Genomic DNA, 24741 nt, shown 5'->3' on the forward strand with positions numbered 1-24741 from the left:
CAGGGCATGGGCGCGATAGTGCCTTCCTTGCGGCCTTAGCTGGCCGCCGCAATCAAGCCGCGTCGTTCCAGCGCAATCTGAGTGTTTTCCGGGTTCATCCGCACCAGGTTTACCGGGATGGATTTGGCTGCGGGTGTATTGCCGTGTCTGTCCCGATTCGCCAGCGGCAGCAGGCCATTGGTTTCGGGGTAGTACGCCGCGCAGCAACCCTGCGGCACATCGTACGGGATGACCTTGAAGCCAGCTGCACTGCGTGGCGTGATCGGGTCGAGGGCGGTCTGGAATTCGACATAATCCCCTGCCTTGAGGCCAAGGCGCTCGATGTCCTGTGGATTGAGCATCACCACCATGCGGTCGCCGTATATATCCCGGTAACGATCATCGTTGGAATACACCGTGGTGTTGAACTGGTCATGGCTGCGGATCGTCATCAACTGCAGATGATCAGCGCCCGGTGGTGTGTCGTCCTCATCGTAAACTCCTTCAGGAAAGAGGAAGTTGGCCTTGCCTGACTCGGTGTTCCACTTGTGCTCGCTGGCGTCATTGGGCAAGCGGAAGCCGCCGGGCTCGAGGATGCGCTGGTTGAAGTCATAAAACTGCTCGGGCAGCACTTCTTCGATCTTGTCGCGAATACGGGCGTAATCGTTCACATAGCTGTCCCAATCCACCTTGGGGTTGGGTGCAAGCGTCGCCTTGGCAATACCCGCGATGATCGCCACTTCAGAAATCAGGTCTTTCGAGGCAGGTTCCAGCATGCCGGTCGAGCCGTGCACCATCGACATCGAGTCTTCGACCGTAATGGTTTGCGCCACGCCGCTCTGCATGTCCAGTTCCGAGCGGGCTACGCACGGCAGCAGAAACGCTTTGCGGCCATGTACCGTTGCACTGCGGTTGAGTTTGGTGTTGACCAGCACGGTCATTTTCAAGCGGCTGACGGTCGGGCAGATGACATCGGTGTCCGGAATGGCACGGAAGAAGTTGCCGCCCATGGAAATGAACGCTTCCACTTCGCCACGCAACAAGGCCTCGCAGGTATCGGCCACAGCGTGCCCTTTTTTTCGGGATGCTTCGAAACCGAATACCTTGCTCATGCTGGCCAGAAACGGTTCGCCGGCTTTTTCGAAGATGCCCATGGTCCGGTCGCCCTGCACATTGGAGTGGCCGCGAATGGGACAAGCGCCTGCGCCCAGCTTGCCGATGTTGCCGCGTAACAGCAGCAAATTGATGATCTGCTGCATCGCGTCGCCACCGCGCTTGTGCTGAGTGATGCCCATGCCCCAGCAACAGATTACCCGCTCCGAACGCATGTAGACCGCCGCCACATCCTCCAGGGCCTGACGCGTCAGGCCCGAATGACGCTCGATGATTTCCCACGGCAGCTGTCGGCAGTAATCGGCGAAATGCTCAAGGCCGTGGGTGTGTTCTTCAATGAAAGCTACGTCAAGCACACGTGGCAGCCCTTTACGCTGAGCCGCATCGTCCGCTTCGATAACCAATTTGCAGACGCCCTGCAGGGCAATCATGTCGCCGCCGATTCTGACCTGATGGTATTGAGAGCTGATCTTCACTCCGCCGCGACTGAGCATGTCGCGCGGGTCCTGTGGTGCTGCAAAACGCACCAGGGCTTTTTCGCGCAAGGGGTTGAACGAGATGATGCTCGCGCCACGGCGTGCGGCGGCGTGCAGCTCGGACATCATGCGCGGACTGTTGGTCCCGGGGTTCTGACCAATGATGAAAATGGCGTCGGCGCTCTCGAAGTCTTCCAGCGTTGTGGTGCCTTTGCCAACTCCGATCGATTCGGGCAGCGCCGACGTGGTGGTCTCATGGCACATGTTCGAGCAGTCAGGGAAATTGGCCATGCCATACAGGCGGCCAAACAGCTGATAGAGAAATGCGGCTTCATTCGACGTGCGTCCCGAGGTGTACAGCTCCAATTTCCAAGGGTCGCTCAGATGGCGCAGCTCTTCGCCGATCTCGGCGAACGCTTCGTCCCAACTGACAGGCAGGTATTTGTCACTGGCGGCGTCGTAGCGCATCGGCTGAGCAATACGGCCTTGTTTCTCCAGGTCGTGGTCGCTCCATGTGGCCAGTTCGCTAACCGTATGCAGAGCGAAAAAGTCTGGTGTGACACGTTTTTTGGTCGTTTCCCAGGCCAGTGCCTTGGCACCGTTCTCACAGTATTCAAACGTGTGCGGTTTCTTCGGATCCGGCCAGGAACAGCTGGGGCAATCAAAGCCACCAGGTTTGTTCATGGACAGCAGCGTTCGGTTGCCCTTGAGCAAAACATGTTGGTGCAACAGGTGTTTGTTGACTGCACTGAGCGCAGGCCAGCCGCCAGCGGCAGAGCCGTCGGTCTGTGAGCCTTGAAGCGGGGCCTGGGAATCTTTGGATTGAGACATTGAGCGTGTTTTCTCCCTGATGAAGGCCAGTGAAGGCATTGTGCGCGTGTGTCTGTGATGCACGCGCCCAGAGAGAATTCGCCTTGATCGACGAGCGTCACCGACCAGACGCATCGGCAGGAGGTTCAGTCAGGATGGCAAGCTGTTCAGAAAAAACTCAGGCCCACCTGGAACAGCCGCTCTACATCACGAATGCACTTTTTATCCACAAGAAACATGATGACGTGGTCGCCTGACTCGATCACGGTGACATCGTGAGCGATCAACACCTGATCATCGCGGATGACTGCACCGATTGCAGTACCGGTCGGCAGGTTGATGTCCCTGATGGCGCGACCGACCACCTTGCTGGAACTGGTATCACCATGCGCGACAATCTCGATGGCCTCTGCCGCGCCGCGGCGCAGCGAGTGGACGCTGACGATATCGCCGCGTCGCACGTGGGCCAGCAGCGTGCCGATGGTTGCCAGTTGCGGGCTGATCGCAACGTCGATCTCGCCGCCTTGTACCAGGTCGACATAAGCGGCGTTGTTGATCAGCGTCATTACTTTGCGCGCGCCCATTCGCTTGGCCAGCAGCGACGACATGATGTTGGCTTCATCGTCGTTGGTCAGGGCCAGGAACAGATCGGTGTTGGCGATGTTTTCTTCCAGCAGCAAGTCGCGATCCGAGGAACTGCCCTGTAGCACCACAGTGCTGTCGAGGTTCTCCGACAGGTAGCGACAACGCGCCGGGTTCACTTCGATGATCTTGACCTGGTAGCGGCTTTCAATGGCTTCGGCCAGACGCTCGCCGATATTGCCGCCGCCTGCGATGACAATGCGTTTGTAGTTTTCGTCGAGGCGCCGCAATTCGCCCATTACGGCACGAATATGAGCTTTGGCGGCGATGAAAAACACTTCGTCGTCGGCTTCGATGACCGTATCGCCCCTAGGCAGAATGGCACGATCACGTCGGTAAATAGCGGCGATCCGTGTATCGACGTCAGGCATATGCGCCCGCAATTGGCGCAGTTGCTGCCCGACCAGTGGCCCGCCGTAATAGGCTTTGACCGCTACCAGCTGCGCCTTGCCGCCGGCAAAGTCGATGACCTGCAGCGCACTGGGGTATTCGATCAGGCGTTTGATGTAGTTGGTAACCACTTGTTCCGGACTGATCAGCACGTCGACCGGAATCGCCTTTTTATCGAACAGGTCGGCACGCGTCAGGTAAGCCGCTTCGCGGATTCGGGCGATCTTGGTCGGCGTTTGAAACAGTGTGTGGGCCACCTGACAGGCGATCATGTTGGCTTCGTCGCTGCTGGTCACCGCGACCAGCATGTCGGCGTCATCCGCACCGGCCTGGCGCAGCACTGCGGGATACGAGCCTTTGCCCTGCACCGTGCGGATGTCCAGGCGGTCGCCCAGCGCGCGCAACCGGTCGCCGTCGATGTCGACCACAGTGATGTCGTTGGCTTCGCCCGCCAGGTGCTCGGCCAGCGTACCGCCTACCTGACCTGCACCCAGAATGATGATTTTCAACTGTTCACTCCCGCGACGCTGCGATCTTGATCAGTTTGGCGTAGTAGAAACCGTCATGACCACCCTGTTGGGCCAGCAACTGGCGACCGTGCGGTTGCTTGATGCCGGCAGGCGGCTGCCCAGCCTGCCCCGCGATGTCGAGTTCCCTGGCCCCGGATGTACGGGCCAGAAACGCCTCGATGACCTCGGTGTTTTCAGTCGGCAGCGTCGAGCAGGTCGCGTATACCAACATGCCGCCTACCTGCAGCGTAGGCCACAACGCGTCGAGCAGTTCGCCCTGCAAGGAGGCGAGCGCGGCGATATCGTCGAGTTGCCGAGTGAGTTTGATGTCCGGGTGGCGGCGGATAACGCCGGTGGCCGAACAAGGGGCGTCGAGCAGAATGCGCTGGAACGGTTTGCCATCCCACCAGGTTGCAGTGTCACGGGCGTCGGCAGCGATCAGTTCGGCGTTCAGGCCCAGGCGGTCGAGGTTTTCACGCACGCGCACCAGACGCTTGGCCTCAAGGTCCACTGCCACCACGCCGCCCAGTTGCGGCTGGGCTTCAAGCAAGTGACAGGTCTTGCCGCCGGGCGCGCAGCAAGCGTCGAGCACCCGTTGGCCGGGTGCCAGCTCCAGCAAGTCGGCAGCCAATTGCGCGGCTTCATCCTGAACACTGATCCAGCCTTCGGCAAAACCTGGCAGTGAGCGCACGTCACATGGCTCTGCCAGCACAATGCCGTCCTGGCTGAACGTACACGCGCTCGCTTCCAGGCCGGCTGTCCTCAGCCGCTCGAGGTAGTGGTCCCGACTGTCATGGCGGCGGTTGACCCTCAGGATCATCGGCGGATGGGCGTTGTTGGCCGCGCAAATGGCTTCCCACTGTTCCGGCCATGCCGCTTTCAAGGCTTTTTGCAGCCAGCGCGGGTGAGCGGTGCGCACCACCGGGTCGTGTTCCAGCTCTATCAGCAGTGCTTCGCCATCACGTTGAGCATTGCGCAGTACGGCATTGAGCAGGCCTTTGGCCCAAGGCTTTTTCAATTTGTCTGCGCAGCCCACGGTTTCGCCAATGGCGGCATGGGGCGGGATGCGGCTGTAGAACAGCTGATAAAGGCCGACCAGCAATAACGCCTCAACGTCGGCGTCGGCTGCCTTGAACGGCTTTTGCAACAATTTGGCTGCCAGTGCCGACAGGCGCGGTTGCCAGCGCGCTGTACCGAACGCCAGATCCTGGGTCAGGCCGCGATCACGCAGTTCGACCTTGTCCAGTTGGGTCGGCAGCGAGCTGTTCAGCGACGCCTTGCCGCTGAGTACGGCAGCCAGGGCCTTGGCGGCGGCCAGACGCGGATTCATTGGCCGAGTACCGTACCGATGGCGAACTTCTCGCGGCGGCTATTGAACAGATCAGTGAAGTTCAGAGGCTTGCCACCCGGCAGTTGCAGACGAGTGAGGCGCAGCGCGTTCTGGCCGCACGCGACAATCAGGCCTTCCTTGCTGGCGCTGAGGATCGTCCCCGGCGCGCCCCGCCCTTCAGCCAGATCGGCCGCCAGTACTTTCAAGGTTTCTTCGTTCAGGGTGCTGTGGCAGATCGGCCAAGGGTTGAAGGCTCGCACCAGACGTTCCAGTTCATCGGCTGGACGGCTCCAGTCGATACGGGCTTCGTCCTTGTTCAACTTATGAGCATAGTTGGCCAGGCTGTCGTCCTGAACCTCCCCGATCAGCGAACCTTCCGCCAAGCCGGAAATAGCCTGCAATACAGCTGGCGGGCCCAGTTCGGCCAGGCGGTCATGCAACGTGCCGCCGGTGTCCTGTGCAGTGATTGGCGTCACTGCCTTGAGCAGCATTGGCCCGGTGTCCAGGCCAGCTTCCATGCGCATCACGGTCACGCCACTCTCGGCATCACCAGCCTGCACGGCGCGCTGGATCGGCGCCGCGCCGCGCCAGCGTGGCAGCAGCGACGCATGGCTGTTGATGCAACCCAGACGCGGAATATCCAGCACCACCTGCGGCAGGATCAAACCGTAGGCGACCACCACCATCAGGTCAGGGCTGAGCGCTGCCAGCTCGGCCTGTGCTGCAGGATCGCGCAGGGTAGGCGGTTGCATCACGGGGATGTCATGTTGCAGCGCCAGTTGCTTGACCGGGCTTGGCATCAGCTTTTGTCCGCGACCGGCCGGGCGATCGGGCTGGGTGTACACGGCCACGATCTGGTGAGCGCTGTCGAGCAGGGCCTTGAGGTGTTCGGCGGCAAATTCCGGAGTGCCGGCGAAGACGATGCGCAGTGGCTCAGTCATGGAGTTCTCGTTCTTGAAAACAAAAAGGCCTCTACAGGCCTTTTAGGGGTAACAACGGATCAAGCGTTGAGCTTGTGCTGTTTTTCGAGCTTTTTCTTGATCCGGTCACGCTTGAGGTTGGAGAGGTAATCGACGAACAGCTTGCCGTTCAGGTGATCACACTCGTGCTGGATACAGATGGCAAGCAGGCCTTCAGCAACCATTTCATAAGGCTTGCCGTCGCGGTCAAGGGCCTTGACGCGGACTTTCTGCGGACGGTCGACGTTTTCGTAGAAACCCGGCACTGACAGGCAGCCTTCCTGATACTGATCCATTTCGTCGGTCAGTTTTTCGATTTCAGGGTTGATGAAGACCATCGGTTCGCTGCGGTCTTCACTCAGGTCCATCACAACCACACGTTTGTGAACGTTGACCTGCGTGGCCGCGAGGCCGATGCCAGGCGCTTCGTACATGGTTTCAAACATGTCGTCGACCAACTGGCGAATGCCTTCGTCTACCATCGCTACAGGTTTGGCGAGGGTGCGCAGGCGCGAATCGGGAAATTCGAGGATGTTTAGGATGGCCATATACGTAAGAGCTGCACTGTTAAGGTAAAGTCGATGTCGGGTGCCAGGCTCGGGAATTCAAGGCGGGCAGCCCAGGACAGGACTCTAGGGTTCGCGTGAGGCAACATGATAAAGGGATTCACCGCATGAGGAAATCACTACTCGCCCTGCTGCTGCTGACCGCCAGCGGTCTTGCGCAGGCGCAAGTGCAACTCAGGGAAGGCTATCCGCAGAGCTACACTGTCGTGGCCGGGGACACGCTTTGGGATATTTCCGGCAAGTTCTTGCGCCAACCGTGGCAATGGCGCGAGATCTGGCGGGCCAACCCACAGGTTCGCGACCCTGACCTTATCTATCCAGGCGATACCCTGGCACTGACCTGGGTGGACGGTCAGCCACGGGTAACGCTCAATCGCGGCGAGTCGCGCGGCACTATCAAATTGTCACCGCATGTACGCAGCACGCCGATGGTCCAGGCCATTCCGAGCATACCCTTGGGCGCGATCAACGCTTTTTTGATCAGCAACCGCATCGTCGACAGTGCCGAGCAGTTCGATAAGGCACCCTACATCGTCGCAGGCAATGCCGAGCGCGTGCTCAGCGGCGCCGGTGATCGAGCGTATGCGCGCGGCTGGCTGGACCCGTCGCATAGCGTTTATGGCATCTTTCGGCAGGGCAAGATCTACACCGACCCGCAGACCAAGGAAGTGCTGGGGATCAACGCCGACGACGTCGGCAGCGCCGAAGTAGTTGCCACTGAAGGCGACATCTCGACCCTGACCTTGCAGCGTTCCACTCAGGAAGTGCGTCTGGGTGACCGCCTGTTTGCCAGCGAAGAACGTTCGATCAACTCGACGTTTCTGCCCAGCGCCCCGCAGACCCCCATAGATGGTTTGATTCTGGATGTGCCGCGCGGCGTGACCCAGGTCGGCGTGCTGGATGTCGTCACCCTCAACAAAGGCAAACTTGACGGCCTGACTGAAGGCAACGTACTCGCGATCTACAAGACCAGCGAAACGGTACGCGACCGAATCACAGGCGATCTCGTGAAAATCCCCGACGAACGGGCGGGCCTGCTGATGGTTTTCCGCACGTACGACAAGCTTAGTTACGCCTTGGTCCTGCAAGCCAATCGATCTTTGGCCATCATGGACAAGGTTCGCAACCCGTAAAGCCGTGTTCAGTATCGACACGTATTTGCCTGACGAACCAGGTACTTATCAAATTGTTGTCAACAGAGTTATCCACAGGTTTGTGCATCATCTGAGATGCACAATGGATCAGGGACGATCTCATGCCATTGTTCGAAAACGCCCTCTCTTCGCCCGCAGAGCTGGAAGCCCGTTTGCGTATACACCGCCTGCCTGAGGTAGGGCCGAAGCGCTTTTCCAGGCTCATCGATGCATTCGGCTCGGCCTCCTCGGCCTTGAGCGCGCCCGCCAGCGCGTGGCGGGCGTTGGGTATACCGAGCGCGTGTGCCGAGGCCCGTCGTGATGCCACGGTGCGTGACGGCGCCAGTGCAGCTTTGGCCTGGCTAGAGCGTCCGGGCCAGCATTTACTGATGTGGGACGACCCTTGCTACCCCGCCTTACTGGCCGAGATCGCCGACCCGCCGCCGCTGATCTTCGTCGCCGGCGACCCTTCGATCCTGGAGCGCCCGCAGCTGGGTATGGTCGGCAGTCGCCGCGCATCGCGGCCCGGACTGGACACCGCCACGGCTTTTGCACGCAGCCTCGCGGGCGCCGGTTTTGTGATCACCAGCGGTCTGGCTCGCGGCATTGACGGCGCCGCGCATCAGGGCGCGCTGGATGTCGGTGGGCTTACAATCGGTGTGCTCGGCACAGGGCTCGAGAAACTTTATCCACAGCAGCATCGTGCGCTTGCAGACCGGATGGCAGCGCAGGGCGGCGCAGTGATTTCCGAGTTCCCGCTGGACGCCCAACCGCAGGCCAGCAACTTCCCGCGGCGCAACCGGATCATCAGCGGCCTGTCGCTCGGCGTGCTGGTAGTCGAGGCCAGCCTAGCCAGCGGTTCGTTGATTACCGCACGACTGGCAGCCGAGCATGGCCGAGAGGTTTATGCGATTCCGGGCTCGATCCACCATCCGGGCGCGAAGGGTTGCCATCAATTGATACGCGATGGCGCAACGCTGGTCGAGACTGTCGACCACATACTTGAAGGCTTGCAACACTGGAGGAGCATGGCGCCCAGTGTTGCCCCCGAGCCTGTTAGAGCAGCGCCCTGCAACCATCCATTGCTGGCCCTGCTGCATGCCGCGCCACACACCAGCGAAGGGCTGTCGGTGTCCAGCGGCTGGCCGTTGCCCAAGGTCTTGGCGGGCCTGACCGAACTGGAACTGGACGGAAGGATAAGCAGTGAAGCGGGACGATGGTTCGCCAGAGCGCCCTGAGGTTAAACTGCTGCCAGGATCTAGCGGAGAGACAAACAATGGTCAGCAGTTGGCGCGTGCAACAAGCCGCTCAGGATATTCGAGCCGGTGCCGTGATTGCCTACCCGACCGAAGCAGTCTGGGGGCTGGGGTGTGATCCTTGGGATGAGGAAGCGGTTTATCGTCTGTTGGCGATCAAGTCGCGGCCTGTGGAAAAGGGCCTGATCCTGATCGCGGACAACATTCGTCAGTTCGACTTTCTGTTCGAAGACTTTCCCGAACTGTGGCTCGACCGCATGGCCAGTACATGGCCGGGGCCCAATACATGGCTGGTGCCGCATCAGAACCTGCTACCCGAGTGGATTACCGGCATTCACGAAACCGTGGCGCTGCGTGTCACCGATCACCCTACCGTGCGCGAGTTGTGTGCGTTGGTCGGCCCGCTGATTTCCACATCGGCCAACCCGGCAGGTCGCCCGGCTGCGCGTTCGCGGTTGCGCGTCGAGCAGTACTTTCGCGGGCAGATCGACGGCGTACTCGGCGGCAGCCTGGGCGGCCGCCGAAACCCCAGCGTGATCCGTGATATCGCAACCGGCCAGGTGATGCGCGCTGGCTGACGCTCGTTCAAGGAATCAGGATGGTCGAGCCAGTGGTGCGCCGCGCCGAGAGCTCGGTCTGTGCCTTGGCGGCATCCTTCAACGCATACTGCTGAATGTCATCGACCTTGAGCTTGCCGCTGGCGAGCATGTCGAACAGCTCGTCAGCCATGGTCTGCAGGTTCTGCGCATTGTTGGCGTAGGTGGCCAATGTAGGGCGGGTCACGTACACCGAGCCCTTCTGCGCCAGAATGCCCAGATTCACGCCGGATACCGGCCCTGATGCATTGCCGAAACTCACCACCAGGCCTCGCGGTGCCACGCTGTCGAGCGACGTCAGCCAAGTGTCCTGCCCCACGCCGTCGTAGACCACCGGGCATTTCTTGCCGTCGGTCAGCTCCAGCACGCGCTTGGCGACATCTTCATGGCTGTAATCGATAGTCGCCCAGGCACCGAGCGCCTTGGCGTGTGCAGCCTTCTCCGGCGAACTGACCGTGCCGATCAGCTTGGCGCCCAACGCCTTGGCCCATTGGCAGGCCAGCGAGCCGACTCCGCCTGCGGCGGCATGAAACAGAATGATCTCGCCCGGCTTCACCTGATACGTCTGGCGCAACAGGTATTGCACGGTCAGGCCCTTGAGCATCAGCGCAGCGGCCTGCTCGAAACTCACCGAGTCGGCCAGCTTGACCAGATTCGCCTCGGGCAGCACATGCACTTCGCTGTACGCGCCCAGAGGCCCGGTGCCATAGGCAACCCGGTCACCTGCTTTGAAGCGCGTTACTTCATCGCCCACTGCCTCGACCACCCCGGCCCCTTCGGCACCAAGACCGGATGGCAGAAACGGCGCCGGATAAAGCCCGCTGCGGTAATAGGTATCGATAAAATTCAGGCCAATCGCCTTGTTGCGCACAACGACCGCCTGTGGCCCCGGAGCCTCCGGCTCGAAATCGACATATTCAAGAACCTCGGGTCCTCCGACCGTGCTGAACTGGATACGCTTTGCCATGTGCTCTCTCCTTGATGGTTAAAAGGCTGCCAAGGCACCCATCGGACTCTTTCCCCCGGCCTTCGTCAACTGCCAGCCCGCGCTGCCGATGGTATGCTACGCGCCAATTGCCTGCGCCCCTTCTGTTCCGGGGCCAGCCGTTTGACGTCAGCCGTAAGGGATCCTCATGAGTACCCGTACCGAGGCCGTAAAAGCCTACCTGCTCGACCTGCAAGACCGTATCTGCACCGCGCTTGAACAGGAAGATGGCAATGCACACTTTGTGGAAGATGCCTGGACACGTCCGGCAGGCGGCGGTGGTCGCACGCGAGTGATCGAGAATGGCGCGGTCATCGAGAAAGGCGGCGTCAACTTTTCCCATGTATTTGGCAGCAACCTGCCGCCGTCGGCAAGTGCGCATCGGCCAGAGCTGGCCGGGCGTGGTTTCGAGGCACTGGGCGTGTCGCTGGTGATCCATCCGCATAACCCGCATGTGCCCACCTCTCACGCCAACGTGCGGTTTTTCATTGCCGAGAAAGAAGGTGAAGAGGCCGTTTGGTGGTTCGGTGGCGGTTTCGACCTGACGCCTTACTACGGCGTCGAGGAAGATTGCGTGCATTGGCACCGGGTTGCCGAGCGTGCCTGTGCGCCCTTCGGCGATGATGTCTACCCGCGCTACAAAGCATGGTGCGACAGCTACTTCCACCTCAAGCATCGCGACGAGCCAAGGGGTATTGGCGGTCTGTTTTTCGATGACGTGAACCAGTGGGATTTCGACACCAGCTTCGCGTTCATTCGCGCCATCGGTGATGCATTTATCAATGCCTACCTGCCGATTGTGCGGCGTCGCAAGGCTGCGGCTTATACCGTGCAGCAACGCGAGTTTCAGGAGTTCCGTCGCGGGCGCTACGTCGAGTTCAACCTGGTGTATGACCGCGGCACGTTGTTCGGTCTGCAATCGGGTGGCCGTACCGAATCGATCCTGATGTCTCTGCCGCCGCAGGTTCGCTGGGGCTATGACTGGAAAGCCGCGCCGGGCAGCGAAGAGGCGCGCCTGACCGAGTATTTCCTGACTGATCGCGACTGGTTGGCAGAAAACTGATGGACCAGTACGTCGTCTTCGGTCATCCAATCGGTCACAGCAAGTCGCCTTTGATCCACCGTTTGTTTGCTGAGCAAACCGGACAATCGCTGGATTACCGCGCTTCGCTGGCGCCGCTGGATGATTTCACCGTGTTCGCCAAGGCGTTTTTCCAGATCGGGCGCGGCGCCAATGTGACGGTGCCGTTCAAGGAAGAGGCGTATCGTCTGGCCGACAGCCTGACCGAGCGAGGCCAGCGTGCGGGAGCGGTCAATACACTGAGCAAACTCGATGACGGCACGCTGCTGGGTGACAACACCGACGGCGCCGGGTTGGTGCGTGATCTGACAGTAAATTGTGGAGTTGAGCTGCGCGGTCGGCGCGTTCTGTTGCTTGGCGCTGGCGGCGCCGTTCGTGGGGCGCTGGAGCCGTTGCTGGCGGAACAGCCCGCTGTGCTGGTGATCGCCAATCGTACCGTCGAGAAAGCCGAGCGACTGGCTGAGGAGTTTGCTGATCTCGGTCCGGTGTTTGCCAGCAGCTTTGACTGGCTGGAAGAGCCGGTGGACCTGATCATCAACGCTACATCCGCCAGCTTGGCCGGGGAGCTGCCGCCTGTTTCCCCGAACCTTGTCCAGCCCGGCGCGACCTTTTGCTACGACATGATGTATGGCAAAGAGCCTACCGCTTTCTGCCGCTGGGCTAGCGAACATGGCGCAGCGCAGTCGGTTGATGGGCTGGGGATGCTGGTTGAGCAGGCGGCAGAAGCCTTCCTGTTGTGGCGTGGCGTGCGGCCGGATTCGGCACCGGTGCTGGCGGAGTTGCGCAGGTTGCTGGCGCAATGACTGTCGTGCCAATGCTCTGCGTTATACGCAAGCCCTGATAAGCCCGTAGATTTGGCTTCTGCCCGGAGGCCGTGGAAGCGGACCGGGCGACGCTTCGCTTCCACGGCCTTCGGCCAGAATCAAAAGCGGACTTGCGTATAACACTGAACGCAGAGCGTCGCGACGATGAGTTACAACTCAATCCTCAAACAGAATCGGGCAGTTCTCTGGTCCTTCCAGCTTGCGCAGTTCCTCTATCACTTGTGGTCTGGCATTGCGCAGGACTAATACTCGCCCTTTTTGACCCAGGCGTCGTGCTTCCTGATGGAGCATTTCCACGCCCGAGTAATCAATGAAGTTGATCTGCTGCGCATCGATGACCACACGCAGCCCTTCAGTGCGTTGCAGTCGGGTTTGCAGGTAATGGCTGGCGCCGAAGAAGATCGACCCGCCGACCCGCAGCACATCCTCGTCTCCTTCGCGCCATTGCTGCACGCGCGGTTGTGAGGTGCGCTTGAGGTAGAAGAATAGTGAGGCCAGCACGCCTGCATAAATCGCAGTTTGCAGCTCAAGCAGCAGCGTGGCCAGGCAGGTCAGCGCCATCACGAAAAACTCGGCGCGGCTGACGCGGAACAGTGCGCGAATGCCGCGACGATCCACCAGGCCCCAGCAGATCAGCAGGATTGAAGCCGCCATGGCCGGGATCGGAATATGCGAGATCAACGAGGCTCCGGCGACGGCGAACAGTGCCACCCACAGCGCTGAAAACACCCCGGCCAACGGCGAGCGAGCGCCCGCCTCGTAACTCAGCGCTGCACGGGTGAACGAGCCCGCTGACAGATAGCCGGAAAACAGTGAGCCGACCATGTTCGACAGGCCTTGGGCACGCACTTCCTGATTGGCGTTGAGCATCTGCTGCGAACGAGCTGACAGCGAGCGGGCAATCGACAGGCTGTTGACCAGCCCGAGCATGCCCACCGCCACTGCGGTCGGCAGTAGTTTGAGGATCAGCTCGAGGTCCATCGGCAGCGGGCTGAAAGGCGGAAGATGCCCGAGGAAGGTGCTGACCACCCGCACTTGACCGAACATCGCCGGCCATAGCCACACCAACAGACTGCTCGCCACCAATGCGATCAGCAATGTCGGCCAGCGCGGCACCAGAGCTTTCAGGCCGATACCCAGTGCCAAGGTCAGCAATCCGAGTATCAGTGAAGGCATGTCGACGTCGCCGCGATGCTCGAGTATCGCGTTCAGGCTATTGAGGGCAGTGGTTTGGCTCGGCAGATCGAGGCCCAGCAGGTTTGGCATCTGTCCAAGGGCGATCACGATGGCGGCGCCCAACGTGAAGCCGAGCACCACCGAGTGCGAAACGAAATTTACCAGCGCGCCGAAACGCATCATCCCCAGCAACAGCTGGAAGGCTCCGGCGATGAATGTCAGCAGCAGGATCAGCATTATGTAGTCCTGACTGGCTGGCATGGCAAGCGGACTGACACTGGCATACAGAACGATGGAAATAGCCGCAGTCGGCCCGCAGATCAGGTGCCAGGACGAGCCCCACAGACAGGCGATGATGACGGGAACAATGGCTGCGTACAGGCCGTACTCCGGCGGCAACCCGGCGATGAGTGCGTAAGCGATGGACTGCGGCAGCGCCAGAATGGCCCCGCTCAAACCTACCAGCGCATCCCGCCCGATGCTGTTGCGAGTCTGCTGGGGCAACCAGGCGAGGAACGGTAGAAATTTATGGCGATTGAGCCAGCGCATCGGTCCCTCGGGTGAATTGAACGTAGAGGACGCAGAGCGTCCCGGAACTGCATGCCCACGCAGAGCATGGGCACGATAGTTATAGAACTATCGTTCCTCACGCTCCGCGTGGGAATGCCCTGGGTGACGCTCCGCGTCACAAATATGCGCCACGCTGCGTACTCGGAATCTTACGCCTACAACTTCGCTTTCACCGCCGCCAGGCCGTCTTTGCCATCGACGGTTTTCACCCCATCCAGCCACTTGTCCAGTACCGCCGGGTTGGCCTTGATCCAGGCTTTTGCTGCTTCACTGTTGCTGACCTTCTTGTTGGTCACCTCGGCCATGATGCTGTTTTCCATGTCCAGGGTGAAGCTCAGGTTGGTCAGCAGCTTGCCCACATTCGGGCAGGCTTCAGCGTAACCCTTGCGGGTCAGGGTGAAGACCGAGCCCGTGTCACCAAAATATTTTTCGCCACCCTTGAGGTAGTGCATGCCCTTGATCTGCACGTTCATGGGGTGTGGCGTCCAGCCAAGGAAGACCACGAACGCCTTCTTTTTCACGTTGCGATTAACCTCGGCGAGCATCGCCTGCTCGCTCGACTCAACCAGCTTCCACTTGCCTAGGTCGAACTCGTTCTTCTTGATGATCTCCTGTAGCGACAGGTTGGCCGGTGCGCCAGAGCCAATGCCGTAGATCTTCTTGTCGAACTTGTCGGCGAACTTGCTCAGGTCGGCGAAATCATGCACGCCTGCGTCCCAGACGTAATCCGGCACGGCCAGCGTGAATTCTGTGCCCTCAAGGTTCCTGGCCAGTTGCGTCACATCGCCGGTCGCCACGAACTTGTCGTAAAAGCCCTGTTGCGCCGGCATCCAGTTACCCAGAAACACATCCAGCTTGCCGTCTTTCAAGCCGCCATAGGCGATTGGCACCGCCAGCGTGTCAACCTTGGGCTTGTAGCCCAGGCCCTCGAGCACTGTGCTGGTAATTGCGTTGGTGGTCGCGATGTCGCTCCAGCCCGGGTCGGCCATCTTCACGGTGCTGCAACTCGCGTCCTCGGCCTGCGCCGCAAGGCTGGTGAGCGTCATGACCGTGACCGCTGCGGCTGTGGTTAACTTCATCATTGATGTACCCCTTTTGATTTTTTTGGTGTGGGCAGGGTCAAGGTTGCGGAAAACGTGCCTTGCGCTCCAGATCGTCCAGATCAATATGGTTGCGCATGTACTGCTGACTGGCGTCGACCAGTGGCTGGTGATCCCAACTCTTCAGCTTGCCGGTTGCCAGCGATTTAGCGACGAAGCGTCTTCTGCGCTGGCTGGCGAGCACCTGTTGGTGTATCGCCGGAATGTCCCATTTGGCCCGAGCTTCAGCCAGGAAGTCATTGAACAGCTTTTCATGGGCTGACGACTGGCTCAGGTCCTTCTGCTCTTTCGGGTCGTTCTTCACATCGAACAACAGGCACGGGTCCTGTTCCGAATAGATGAATTTGTAAGCGCCGCGACGGATCATCATCAACGGGCTGGTGGTGCCTTCGGCCATGTACTCGCCAAACACCTCGTCATGACCGCCTTTGCGTTTCAGGTGCGGCATCAACGAGCGCCCGTCCAGCGGCATGCCTTTGTCGAGTTTGCCGTTGGCCATTTCGACAAAAGTCGGCAGCAGATCGGCAGTCGATACCGAGGCACTCACGCGCCCCGGCTCGAACTGCCCCGGTGAGTAAACCACCAGCGGTACGCGAGCAGCCATTTCGAACCAATGCATCTTGTACCAGAGGCCTTTCTCGCCAAGCATGTCGCCGTGATCACCGGAGAACACCACGATGGTGTCTTGCGCCAGACCCACTTCATCAAGCGTCTGCATCAGCTTGCCGACGTTCAGGTCGATATAGCTGCAGGCGCCGAAGTAGGCACGCCGTGCATCACGAATCTTGTCTGTCGGCATCGGCTTGTCCCACAGGTCATACACCTTGAGCAGCCGTTGTGAGTGCGGGTCCAGCGCTGCCTGATTGGCGTGCGGCGGCGGCATCGGAATTTCTTCGTCGGCGTACAGGTCCCAGAACGGCTTGGGGATGGTGTACGGGTCGTGAGGGTGAGTCATGGAAACGGTCAGGCAGAACGGCGCATCACCGTCCTGGCGTACGTGGTCATAGAGATATTGCTGGGACTTGAACAGCACTTCTTCGTCGAAATCCAGCTGGTTGGTACGAATGCACGGGCCGGCCTGCAATACCGACGACATGTTGTGATACCAGCTCGGGCGCACATCCGGCTCGTCCCAGTTGACCGACCAGCCGTAGTCGGCCGGGTAGATGTCACTGGTCAGGCGCTCTTCGTAACCGTGCAGTTGGTCCGGCCCGCAGAAATGCATCTTGCCTGCCAGAGCGGTCTTGTAGCCCAGCGCGCGCAGATAGTGAGCGTAGGTCGGGATATCCGCCGGGAAATCAGCTGCGTTGTCGTATGCGCCGATCTTGCTCGGCAACTGACCGCTGACCAGGGTGAAACGCGATGGCGCGCACAGAGGGCTGTTGCAATACGCTGAATCGAACACCACACCGTTGTCAGCAATGCGGCTCAGGTTCGGCATCAGAATTGGCGATTGGGCGTAGAACGGCAACATTGGCGCGGCCATTTGATCGGCCATGATGAACAGAATATTTTTGCGCTTCATGTAATCGCTGCATCCCATTGTGAAAAGTTATGCGAAATTGCTAAGTACGAGGATGATACCCTAGTGTTTTATGGTAAAGCCCATGCCAGGCAATGCCTAGGATAAGCCCAGCTAATGTTTAAATCGTTTGGCGACATGTCCCTCGACCTGCTGCGTGCTTTTGAAGTCGCGGCCCGGCTGCGCAGCTTTACCGCTGCGGCTATCGAACTGGGCACCACCCAGCCTGCTGTCAGTCAGCAGATAAAGCGCCTTGAAGAGAAATTGGCAACTCGTCTGTTCGACCGCATCTATCGCGGTATCGAGCTTACCGAGGCCGGTGAAATATTGTTCAGCCATGTTCAGGCGGGCTTGCAGTCCATCGACAGCGGGCTGATAGCGATCACCGAACAGCGCCAGCATGAAGTGTTACAGGTCGCGACCGACTTTGCCTTCGCTGCCTACTGGCTGATGCCGCGCCTGCACCGATTCCACAAGGTCAACCCCGACGTGGACGTCAGCCTGGTCACCAGTGAGCGTACCCACAGCATGCTCCGCGCCGATATCGACGTCGCTGTGCTATTCGGTGACGGGCGCTTCAAACAGGGCGAAAGCCACTGGCTGTTCAGCGAAGAAGTCTTTCCGGTGTGCAGCCCGCAACTGATTGCCGGTCGCCAGACACCGCTGCCCAATGAGGCACTGCGCGGCTTCCCGCTGTTGCACCTGCGCGGCGAAAGCATCAACAACTGGTTCGACTGGGCGGGTGTATTCCGTGCCCTCGACATTCCCCAAGCCCCCGCCCCCGGCCAGTTGCGCTTCGATAACTACACACTGCTGATCCAGGCCGCCATCGGCGGACAAGGCATCGCCATCGGCTGGAAACACCTGGTCGACGACCTCCTCGACCAGGGCCTGCTCTGCCGGCCCATCGCTGGCTCAGCAATCTCTGGCCACGGTTATTACGTAGTGTTACCCCAGCGCAAACGGCGCGTGCAGATCGTCCAGCAGTTCATGGATTGGCTGGCGAGTGAGCAGGCGTTGAGCGGCGTGTCGCTGGCTGGCAGGCCGTTACCTTCGATTGCGGTGTAATATTGCCTGGCTGAAAAATGACCGCTCGGTCCGTTGCGACGCGAACTTCAATAAAAGGGTCATGCATACGTTTCAAAATAATAAGTAGCCTGCCACGGGCGCTTGAACTGAATGCTGAAAGACCAGAACACAGGATCATCAGAAATGCCGAATCTACTCATCGATGGCAAGGCTCTTCACTACTCGGACCAAGGCACCGGTCCGGTTGTCCTGCTGGGTCACAGTTATCTCTGGGACAAAGGCATGTGGAGCGCGCAGCTTGATACCCTGGCGAGTCAGTATCGGGTGATTGTGCCGGACCTTTGGGGGCATGGTGAGTCTGATGGCTTTCCGGAAGGCACTCGTAATCTCGATGATCTGGCCCGTCATGCGCTGGCGCTGCTGGATCATTTGAACATCGAGCGTTGCAGTATCGTAGGGTTGTCGGTAGGCGGTATGTGGGGTGCCATTGCTGCGCTGTTGGCACCTGAGCGCATCACCGGGCTGGTGTTGATGGATACTTACCTGGGCAAGGAAACCGAAGCCACGAAGGCCTATTACTTCTCGTTGATCGACAAACTGGAAGAAACCGGTGCTTTTCCTGCGCCGTTGCTGGATATCGTGGTGCCGATTTTTTTCCGTCCTGGTATTGATCCGCAGTCGCCTGTGTATCAGGTCTTTCGGGCGGCGCTGGCAGGCATGAATGCAGAGCAGTTGCGCCAGACCATTGCGCCATTGGGGCGAATGATTTTTGGTCGTGACGACCGGCTGGGGTTGATCGAACAACTGAATGCCGACACCACGCTGGTGATGTGTGGCGATGCGGACATCCCGCGCCCGCCTGAGGAAACCCGTGAGATGGCCGGCCTGATTGGCTGCCCTTATGTACTGGTGCCCGAGGCGGGTCATATCGCTAATCTGGAAAACCCTGATTTTGTGTCAGGGGCATTGATGACATTTTTGGCGCGGGTTAATCAAAAGCAGGATTGAGCCTGGCCAGGCTCTGCGTCGCGCCTCGACCTCAGGTAGAGAGGGGCTTTCTGTGGGAGCGGACTTGTCCGCGAAGAGGGTGGTATATCCTCGGAAACTCGTCGTTTTGGCAGTTCATGGGGGCAGAATTCGGCTTTGTCCGATGCAGCAAAAAAGGGGTTCATGACTTGGTCATGAACCCCTTTTATTCAACGGCAGAAACTTTAGCCCCGGTTGACCCGTGCGTTACGTACGCCTTCGGCCAGTGCGGCGCACAACGTCAGCACGTCATCGATTGCCTGCTCCGGCGACTCGGCATTGGCGATCTTGTCGACGAATGCCGAGCCCACCACCACGCCTTCCGCCAGACGAGCAATGGCGGCTGCCTGCTCGGGAGTGCGGATACCGAAGCCCACGCTGATCGGCAGGCTTGTGTGACGACGCAGACGCGCAATGGCTTCAGTGACGTGCTCGGTGGTTGCCGAGCCAGCGCCGGTCACACCGGCAACCGAAACGTAGTAGACGAAACCGGAACTGCGCTCCAGCACGCGCGGCAGGCGCGCGTCGTCGGTGGTTGGCGTGGTCAGACGGATGAAGTCGATACCGGACGCTTGTGCCGGGGTTGCCAGCTCCGCATCGTGTTCAGGCGGCAGGTCAACGATGATCAGACCATCAACGCCCGCTTCCTTGGCCTGCGCCACGAATGCTTCAACGCCAAAACGGTGGATCGGGTTGTAGTAGCCCATCAACACGATCGGTGTGGTCTGATCGTCGACCCGAAACTCGCTGACCATCTGCAAGGTCTTCTGAAGGGTCTGGCCCGCGTCCAGCGCACGCAGCGTCGCCAGCTGAATGGCCACACCATCGGCCATCGGATCAGTGAACGGCATGCCCAGTTCGATCACATCAGCGCCCGCAGCAGGCAGCCCTTTCAGGACTTTCAATGAGGTGTCGTAGCCAGGATCGCCGGCGGTAATGAAGGTGACCAGCGCAGCACGGCCCTCAGTTTTCAGCTGGTCGAAACGTTGCTCTAGACGGCTCATACCAGCATCTCCTTGGTTTGTTCGGCGGCTGCCATGTGGGTCATGACGGTTTGCATGTCTTTGTCACCGCGCCCGGACAGGCACACGACCATCAAGTGATCGTCACGCAGGTTGGTCGCACGCTTCATGGCCTCGGCCAGGGCGTGAGCGGTTTCCAGTGCCGGAATGATGCCTTCGAGCAGGCAGCACTGGTGGAAAGCGTCCAGTGCTTCGTCGTCGGTGATGCTGACGTATTCGACGCGCTTCACTTCGTGCAGGAAGGCGTGCTCCGGGCCGATGCCCGGGTAGTCCAGACCGGCAGAAATCGAATGCGCGTCGGTGATTTGCCCGTCGCCATCCTGCAGCAAGTACGTGCGGTTGCCGTGCAGTACGCCCGGAACGCCGCCGTTCAGGCTGGCTGCATGTTTGTCGGTACTCACGCCGTGACCACCAGCCTCGACGCCAATGATTTCAACGCTGGCGTCATTGAGGAACGGATGGAACAGGCCCATGGCGTTGGAGCCACCGCCAACGCAGGCAATCAGGCTGTCGGGCAGGCGGCCTTCCTTCTCCTGCATCTGCTCTCGGGTTTCTCTGCCGATGATGGCCTGGAAGTCACGGACCATCGCTGGGTATGGGTGCGGGCCTGCCACCGTACCGATCAGGTAGAAGGTGTCGTCGACGTTGGTCACCCAGTCACGCAGGGCTTCGTTCATCGCGTCTTTCAGGGTGCCGGTGCCGGAAGTGACCGGGACGATTTCAGCGCCCAGCAGCTTCATACGGAACACGTTGGCCTGTTGGCGCTCGATGTCGGTGGCGCCCATGTAGATCACGCAGGGCAGGCCGAAACGTGCTGCAACAGTCGCAGTGGCCACACCGTGCATGCCGGCACCGGTTTCCGCGATCAGGCGTTTTTTGCCCATGCGCTTGGCCAACAGCACCTGACCAATGCAGTTGTTGATCTTGTGCGCGCCAGTGTGATTGAGCTCTTCACGCTTGAAATAGATTTTTGCGCCGCCACAGAACTCGGTCAGGCGCTCGGCGAAGTACAGCGGGTTCGGGCGGCCCACGTAATCGCGCTGAAAGTAAGCCATCTCTTTGGCGAATTCCGGGTCTGCCTTGGCCGCTTCGTACTCGCGGTTGAGGTCAAGCACCAGCGGCATGAGGGTTTCTGCCACGTAGCGGCCGCCGAATGAGCCGAACAGGCCGTTGGTGTCAGGGCCGCTGCGGAAGTTGGTCTGGGTCATGAAATACTCCAGTTGCAGTGTTATGCGAATTGAGTGAGCCGGATCGGCAATGAGTCCACTTTAACCATCACATACCCGAAAGAAAACCGATAAGATCGCAGAAACCTGTCAGGAAAACTCACAGATCATGAGCCGTGACCTCCCTCCCCTCAACGCCCTGCGCGCCTTCGAAAGCACTGCCCGACTGGGCAGCGTCAGCCAGGCTGCTGAACAGCTAAGCGTTACGCATGGCGCTGTCAGTCGTCAGCTCAAGGTGCTTGAGGAGCATCTGGGCGTGAGCCTGTTCAGCAAAGACGGACGTGGCCTGAAACTCACAGATGCGGGTATTCGGCTGCGCGATGTCAGTGGCGAAGCGTTTGATCGGTTGCGTGGTGTCTGCGTCGAACTGAGCAAGGTAAGCGCCGATGCGCCCTTCGTACTGGGCTGCTCCGGGAGCCTGCTGGCGCGCTGGTTCATTCCGCGTCTGAGCCGTTTGAATGCTGAGTTGCCTGACCTGCGCTTGCATCTGTCGGCTGGCGAAGGCGATCTTGATCCGCGTCGTCCGGGGCTGGATGCATTGTTGGTATTTGCCGAGCCACCGTGGCCGGCTGACATGCAGGTATTCGAACTGGCCAGCGAGAGAATAGGACCGGTATTGAGCCCCCGCTTCGCACGATTCGACAGCCTGCGTGAAGCACCTGCCGATGTATTGCTGGAGGAGTCTTTGTTGCAAACGACTTCAAGGCCTCAGGCATGGCCGAGTTGGGCGCAACAAAACGGGATCGATCCGCAGACGCTGCGCTATGGTCAGGGGTTCGAGCATTTGTATTATTTGCTGGAGGCAGCCGTGGCTGGCCTGGGGATTGCGATTGCACCGGAGCCGCTGGTCATCGATGACCTGAAGGCCGGACGCCTGGCTGCGCCATGGGGTTTCAGCGAAACCCCGGCGCAGCTGGCGCTTTGGGTACCCAGACGTGCGGCCGATGGTCGGGCGCAACAGTTGGCTCAGTGGTTAAAAAATGAGCTAAGGCAGTCTGGAGACCCGATCAAAATCTGATCAGTTGCCGCGCTTGAACAGCATGTAGGCTGCGATCAGGCCGATAGCACCGACGGCAACACCGGCGGTAGTCCATGGGTGTTCCTGAGCGTAGTCACGGGTAGCCAGCGCGTTTTCGCGGGTCTTCTCTTTGACGTCTTCGTAGACATCGCTGAGCAGGCTGCGCGAATGGCTCAATGCGCTTTCCGCATTGGCTTTCAATGTTTTCAGGGTCTTGCGCGACTCGTCGGTAGCATCGGCTTTCAGGCCTTCGAGCGACTTCAAGAGGCTCTCGATCTCAGCTTCCATACTCTGCAACGAGGCCTTACGAAGTGAAGTAGTAGCCATGGTGTTTCTCCTGCAATGATGAGTGAGCGTGTTGTTTCGGACTGCGGGCTTTTTGGAAAGTGCGATGCGATTTGTATAAAGCGCTGAACTTTTGCGCGCGTTCCCCTGACAGAAGCAGGGAGCGCGCTTTATATCGCGCCTTTTTCAGACCCCAGGAGAACTGCCATGACCGATCACCACACGTACAAAAAAGTCGAAATCGTCGGCTCTTCCACCACCACCATCGAAGATGCAATCCATAACGCCCTGGCCGAAGCCAGCAAAAGCCTTGAGCTTATGGAATGGTTTGAAGTGACCGAAACACGTGGTCATATCCAAGATGGCAAAGTGGCGCATTTTCAGGTCACCCTGAAAGTCGGCTTCCGTATCACCCACAGCTAAGCACCGCTGAACCTTTTGGCTGGCCGATTGCCATAATCTGCGCTACATACCCTGTTACCCGTCACGGGAGGGGTATGAGCGTGGGATGTTGAGTGGGCGCCTGTTCCGATGGCGTCTGTATATGGCCGGACGAGAGGGATCACCCATGAAGAAGTTTTTGTTGGCTGTAGGCTTGTTGAGCATCGCAGGCACTGCCCTCGCGGCAGGCAAACCCTGTGAAGAACTGAAAAGTGAAATCGACGCCAGACTGCAAGCGAAGGGCGTAACGTCCTACACGCTGGAAGTCGTCGAGAAAGGCAGTGCTTCGTCCGACAAGCAAGTCGTCGGCACCTGTGAAGGCGGCGCCAAGGAAATTGTCTACCAGCGCGGTTGATTACCGGTCGAGCCTGATTCAGGTCGGGCCGTCGGTTAATCCCGTTTGCGGGGTAGATGAACAGAATCGCCCCGGACCGAGTGTTCTCTGTCCGGGGCGATTGTGTTTGCGGTCGATTATTTCCGATTCGGAAAATCGCCTAGCCGTGTGCAACCTGCGCCAGAATCTCGTATGAGCGCAGTCGATCCTGATGCTCATACATGTCGCAGGTGAAGAGCAGTTCATCGGCATCGGTCTGCTCGAGCAGCACATCCAGCTTGGCGCGGATCTTGTCCGGACCGCCGACCATTGCCAGCCCCAGAAAACTCGCTACTGCTTCACGCTCATGTGGCAGCCACAGGCCGTCCATCGATTCGACCGGTGGCCGCTGCATCAGGCTGTGCCCGCGCATCAACGCCAGAATGCGCTGGTAGACCGAGGTCGCCAGGTACTCGGCCTGTTCGTCGGTGTGTGCCGCAGAAAGCGGAACGCCGAGCATCACGTACGGCTTGTCGAGCACTGCGGATGGCTGGAAATGATTGCGATAAACACGAATCGCCTCGTGCATGTAGCGCGGCGCGAAGTGCGAAGCGAAGGCATACGGTAGCCCGCGCATGCCGGCCAGTTGAGCGCTGAACAGGCTCGACCCCAGCAACCAGATCGGTACATTGGTGCCCGAGCCTGGTACAGCGATCACTTTTTGATCAGCCGTGCGCGGCCCCAGATATTCCATCAGCTCGGTGACATCATCCGGGAAATCCTCGGCGCTGCCGGAGCGCTCGCGACGAAGCGCACGTGCGGTCATTTGATCGGAACCTGGTGCGCGGCCCAGGCCCAGGTCGATCCGGTCGGGATAAAGGCTTGCCAGGGTGCCGAACTGCTCGGCCACCACCAGCGGCGCGTGGTTGGGCAGCATGATCCCGCCAGCGCCCACGCGAATGGTCGACGTACCACCGGCCAGGTACGCCAGCAGCACAGAGGTCGCTGAACTGGCGATACCGTCCATGTTGTGGTGTTCCGCCACCCAGAAGCGGTTGTAGCCCAGTTTTTCAACGTGTTGAGCCAGGTTCAGAGAGTTGCGCAAGGACTCCGCTGGCCCCCTGTCATGACGCACAGGAACCAGATCAAGAGTCGAAATTTTTACATCTGCCAGACGTTTCATAGGCCGGGGAAGCTCCTCGAATTGAGATGGGCTGGCTGCTGGAGCTGCCCATGATGAAACAGCAGTGCGGGCGCAAGTCTTGCTTTTCAATGGCACGCGGGCAAAAACCTACTTAAACGGTAGGTCTTTCCGACGGTTGAACTTTCCAGAGTCGTCTATCCTCAGAACCTTGTAACAGCAA

Annotated in this window: 23 protein-coding genes; 10 read left to right on the top strand and 13 right to left on the bottom strand. The window is 59.6% G+C overall.

The annotated features are described in order from the left end of the window. Nucleotides 1-35 precede the first annotated feature (35 nt). From POR16_RS25480 to def, 5 genes are all read right to left on the bottom strand, one after another. Complete coding sequence (locus POR16_RS25480; protein WP_005894775.1) at nucleotides 36-2399, bottom strand: FdhF/YdeP family oxidoreductase; 2364 nt, start codon at nucleotides 2397-2399, stop codon at nucleotides 36-38. 146 nt (nucleotides 2400-2545) lie between these two features. Beyond that, nucleotides 2546-3919, bottom strand: coding sequence for a Trk system potassium transporter TrkA (gene trkA, locus POR16_RS25485; RefSeq protein ID WP_005894773.1), 1374 nt, complete (start codon nucleotides 3917-3919; stop codon nucleotides 2546-2548). 4 nt (nucleotides 3920-3923) lie between these two features. Beyond that, nucleotides 3924-5249, bottom strand: a complete 1326-nt coding sequence (rsmB, locus tag POR16_RS25490; RefSeq protein ID WP_005894771.1) for a 16S rRNA (cytosine(967)-C(5))-methyltransferase RsmB — start codon at nucleotides 5247-5249, stop codon at nucleotides 3924-3926. After that, a complete protein-coding gene (gene fmt, locus POR16_RS25495) occupies nucleotides 5246-6190 on the bottom strand; it encodes a methionyl-tRNA formyltransferase (RefSeq protein ID WP_005894769.1) in 945 nt (314 codons plus the stop codon). The genes rsmB and fmt overlap by 4 nt, the downstream gene beginning before the upstream one ends. A gap of 59 nt (nucleotides 6191-6249) precedes the next feature. After that, on the bottom strand, nucleotides 6250-6756 hold the full coding sequence (gene def / locus POR16_RS25500) for a peptide deformylase (RefSeq protein WP_005894766.1): 507 nt from the start codon (nucleotides 6754-6756) through the stop codon (nucleotides 6250-6252). Between the two features lie 125 nt (nucleotides 6757-6881). On the opposite strand from def, the gene POR16_RS25505 reads away from it, so the two are divergent. The 3 genes from POR16_RS25505 (at nucleotide 6882) to tsaC (ending at nucleotide 9741) form a co-directional block, all read left to right on the top strand. Further along, nucleotides 6882-7907: a LysM peptidoglycan-binding domain-containing protein gene (locus tag POR16_RS25505; RefSeq protein ID WP_005894764.1), complete on the top strand. Its 1026-nt coding sequence runs from the start codon at nucleotides 6882-6884 to the stop codon at nucleotides 7905-7907. Between the two features lie 122 nt (nucleotides 7908-8029). Beyond that, nucleotides 8030-9145: a DNA-processing protein DprA gene (dprA, locus tag POR16_RS25510; protein ID WP_005894762.1), complete on the top strand. Its 1116-nt coding sequence runs from the start codon at nucleotides 8030-8032 to the stop codon at nucleotides 9143-9145. 38 nt (nucleotides 9146-9183) lie between these two features. Continuing rightward, on the top strand, nucleotides 9184-9741 hold the full coding sequence (gene tsaC / locus POR16_RS25515; RefSeq protein ID WP_005894760.1) for an L-threonylcarbamoyladenylate synthase type 1 TsaC: 558 nt from the start codon (nucleotides 9184-9186) through the stop codon (nucleotides 9739-9741). 7 nt (nucleotides 9742-9748) lie between these two features. Here tsaC and POR16_RS25520 read toward each other — a convergent pair whose 3' ends face one another. Then, nucleotides 9749-10726, bottom strand: coding sequence for an NADPH:quinone reductase (locus tag POR16_RS25520; RefSeq protein ID WP_005894758.1), 978 nt, complete (start codon nucleotides 10724-10726; stop codon nucleotides 9749-9751). 166 nt (nucleotides 10727-10892) lie between these two features. Here POR16_RS25520 and hemF point away from each other — a divergent pair, with 166 nt between their 5' ends. Next, nucleotides 10893-11807: an oxygen-dependent coproporphyrinogen oxidase gene (hemF, locus tag POR16_RS25525; RefSeq protein ID WP_005894756.1), complete on the top strand. Its 915-nt coding sequence runs from the start codon at nucleotides 10893-10895 to the stop codon at nucleotides 11805-11807. Next, nucleotides 11807-12628: a shikimate dehydrogenase gene (gene aroE / locus POR16_RS25530; protein WP_005894754.1), complete on the top strand. Its 822-nt coding sequence runs from the start codon at nucleotides 11807-11809 to the stop codon at nucleotides 12626-12628. Before hemF ends, aroE begins: the two co-directional genes overlap by 1 nt. 177 nt (nucleotides 12629-12805) lie before the next feature. On the opposite strand, the gene POR16_RS25535 is transcribed toward aroE, so the two are convergent. From POR16_RS25535 to betC, 3 genes are all read right to left on the bottom strand, one after another. Further along, a complete protein-coding gene (locus POR16_RS25535; RefSeq protein WP_005894752.1) occupies nucleotides 12806-14374 on the bottom strand; it encodes a SulP family inorganic anion transporter in 1569 nt (522 codons plus the stop codon). A 176-nt stretch (nucleotides 14375-14550) separates the two neighbouring features. Beyond that, nucleotides 14551-15477: a choline ABC transporter substrate-binding protein gene (locus POR16_RS25545; protein WP_005894750.1), complete on the bottom strand. Its 927-nt coding sequence runs from the start codon at nucleotides 15475-15477 to the stop codon at nucleotides 14551-14553. 37 nt (nucleotides 15478-15514) lie between these two features. Beyond that, complete coding sequence (gene betC, locus POR16_RS25550) at nucleotides 15515-17020, bottom strand: choline-sulfatase (protein ID WP_005894748.1); 1506 nt, start codon at nucleotides 17018-17020, stop codon at nucleotides 15515-15517. Between the two features lie 114 nt (nucleotides 17021-17134). Between betC and POR16_RS25555 the strand changes: the two genes are divergently transcribed. Together POR16_RS25555 and POR16_RS25560 are read left to right on the top strand one after the other, a co-directional pair. Beyond that, on the top strand, nucleotides 17135-18085 hold the full coding sequence (locus POR16_RS25555) for a choline sulfate utilization transcriptional regulator (RefSeq protein WP_005894747.1): 951 nt from the start codon (nucleotides 17135-17137) through the stop codon (nucleotides 18083-18085). Nucleotides 18086-18229: 144 nt separating this feature from the next. Beyond that, nucleotides 18230-19054 (top strand): alpha/beta fold hydrolase, encoded by an 825-nt coding sequence (locus POR16_RS25560; protein ID WP_005894745.1) that lies wholly within the window; start codon nucleotides 18230-18232, stop codon nucleotides 19052-19054. Nucleotides 19055-19257: 203 nt separating this feature from the next. Here POR16_RS25560 and trpA read toward each other — a convergent pair whose 3' ends face one another. Next, nucleotides 19258-20076 (bottom strand): tryptophan synthase subunit alpha, encoded by an 819-nt coding sequence (gene trpA, locus POR16_RS25565; protein WP_005894742.1) that lies wholly within the window; start codon nucleotides 20074-20076, stop codon nucleotides 19258-19260. Further along, on the bottom strand, nucleotides 20073-21302 hold the full coding sequence (gene trpB, locus POR16_RS25570) for a tryptophan synthase subunit beta (protein ID WP_005894740.1): 1230 nt from the start codon (nucleotides 21300-21302) through the stop codon (nucleotides 20073-20075). The genes trpA and trpB overlap by 4 nt, the downstream gene beginning before the upstream one ends. 127 nt (nucleotides 21303-21429) lie before the next feature. On the opposite strand from trpB, the gene POR16_RS25575 reads away from it, so the two are divergent. Beyond that, nucleotides 21430-22338, top strand: coding sequence for a LysR family transcriptional regulator (locus tag POR16_RS25575; protein ID WP_005894737.1), 909 nt, complete (start codon nucleotides 21430-21432; stop codon nucleotides 22336-22338). Here the strand turns inward: POR16_RS25575 and POR16_RS25580 are convergent, their stop codons facing one another. Continuing rightward, the gene (locus tag POR16_RS25580; protein WP_005894735.1) at nucleotides 22339-22665 is read right to left on the bottom strand and encodes an ElaB/YgaM/YqjD family protein; all 327 of its coding nucleotides are present in this window, start codon (nucleotides 22663-22665) and stop codon (nucleotides 22339-22341) included. Between the two features lie 165 nt (nucleotides 22666-22830). Between POR16_RS25580 and POR16_RS25585 the strand changes: the two genes are divergently transcribed. Beyond that, nucleotides 22831-23046, top strand: coding sequence for a dodecin (locus POR16_RS25585; RefSeq protein WP_005894732.1), 216 nt, complete (start codon nucleotides 22831-22833; stop codon nucleotides 23044-23046). Between the two features lie 145 nt (nucleotides 23047-23191). Beyond that, nucleotides 23192-23419 carry a DUF1161 domain-containing protein gene (locus tag POR16_RS25590; RefSeq protein ID WP_005894730.1) on the top strand — a complete coding sequence of 76 codons (228 nt, stop codon included), beginning with the start codon at nucleotides 23192-23194 and terminating at the stop codon, nucleotides 23417-23419. Between the two features lie 139 nt (nucleotides 23420-23558). Here POR16_RS25590 and POR16_RS25595 read toward each other — a convergent pair whose 3' ends face one another. Continuing rightward, nucleotides 23559-24560 carry an LLM class flavin-dependent oxidoreductase gene (locus POR16_RS25595; protein ID WP_005894728.1) on the bottom strand — a complete coding sequence of 334 codons (1002 nt, stop codon included), beginning with the start codon at nucleotides 24558-24560 and terminating at the stop codon, nucleotides 23559-23561. Between the last annotated feature and the right edge of the window lie 181 nt (nucleotides 24561-24741).

The organism is Pseudomonas coronafaciens pv. oryzae str. 1_6, assembly GCF_000156995.2.
In the GTDB taxonomy this organism is placed as follows: domain Bacteria; phylum Pseudomonadota; class Gammaproteobacteria; order Pseudomonadales; family Pseudomonadaceae; genus Aquipseudomonas; species Aquipseudomonas tremae.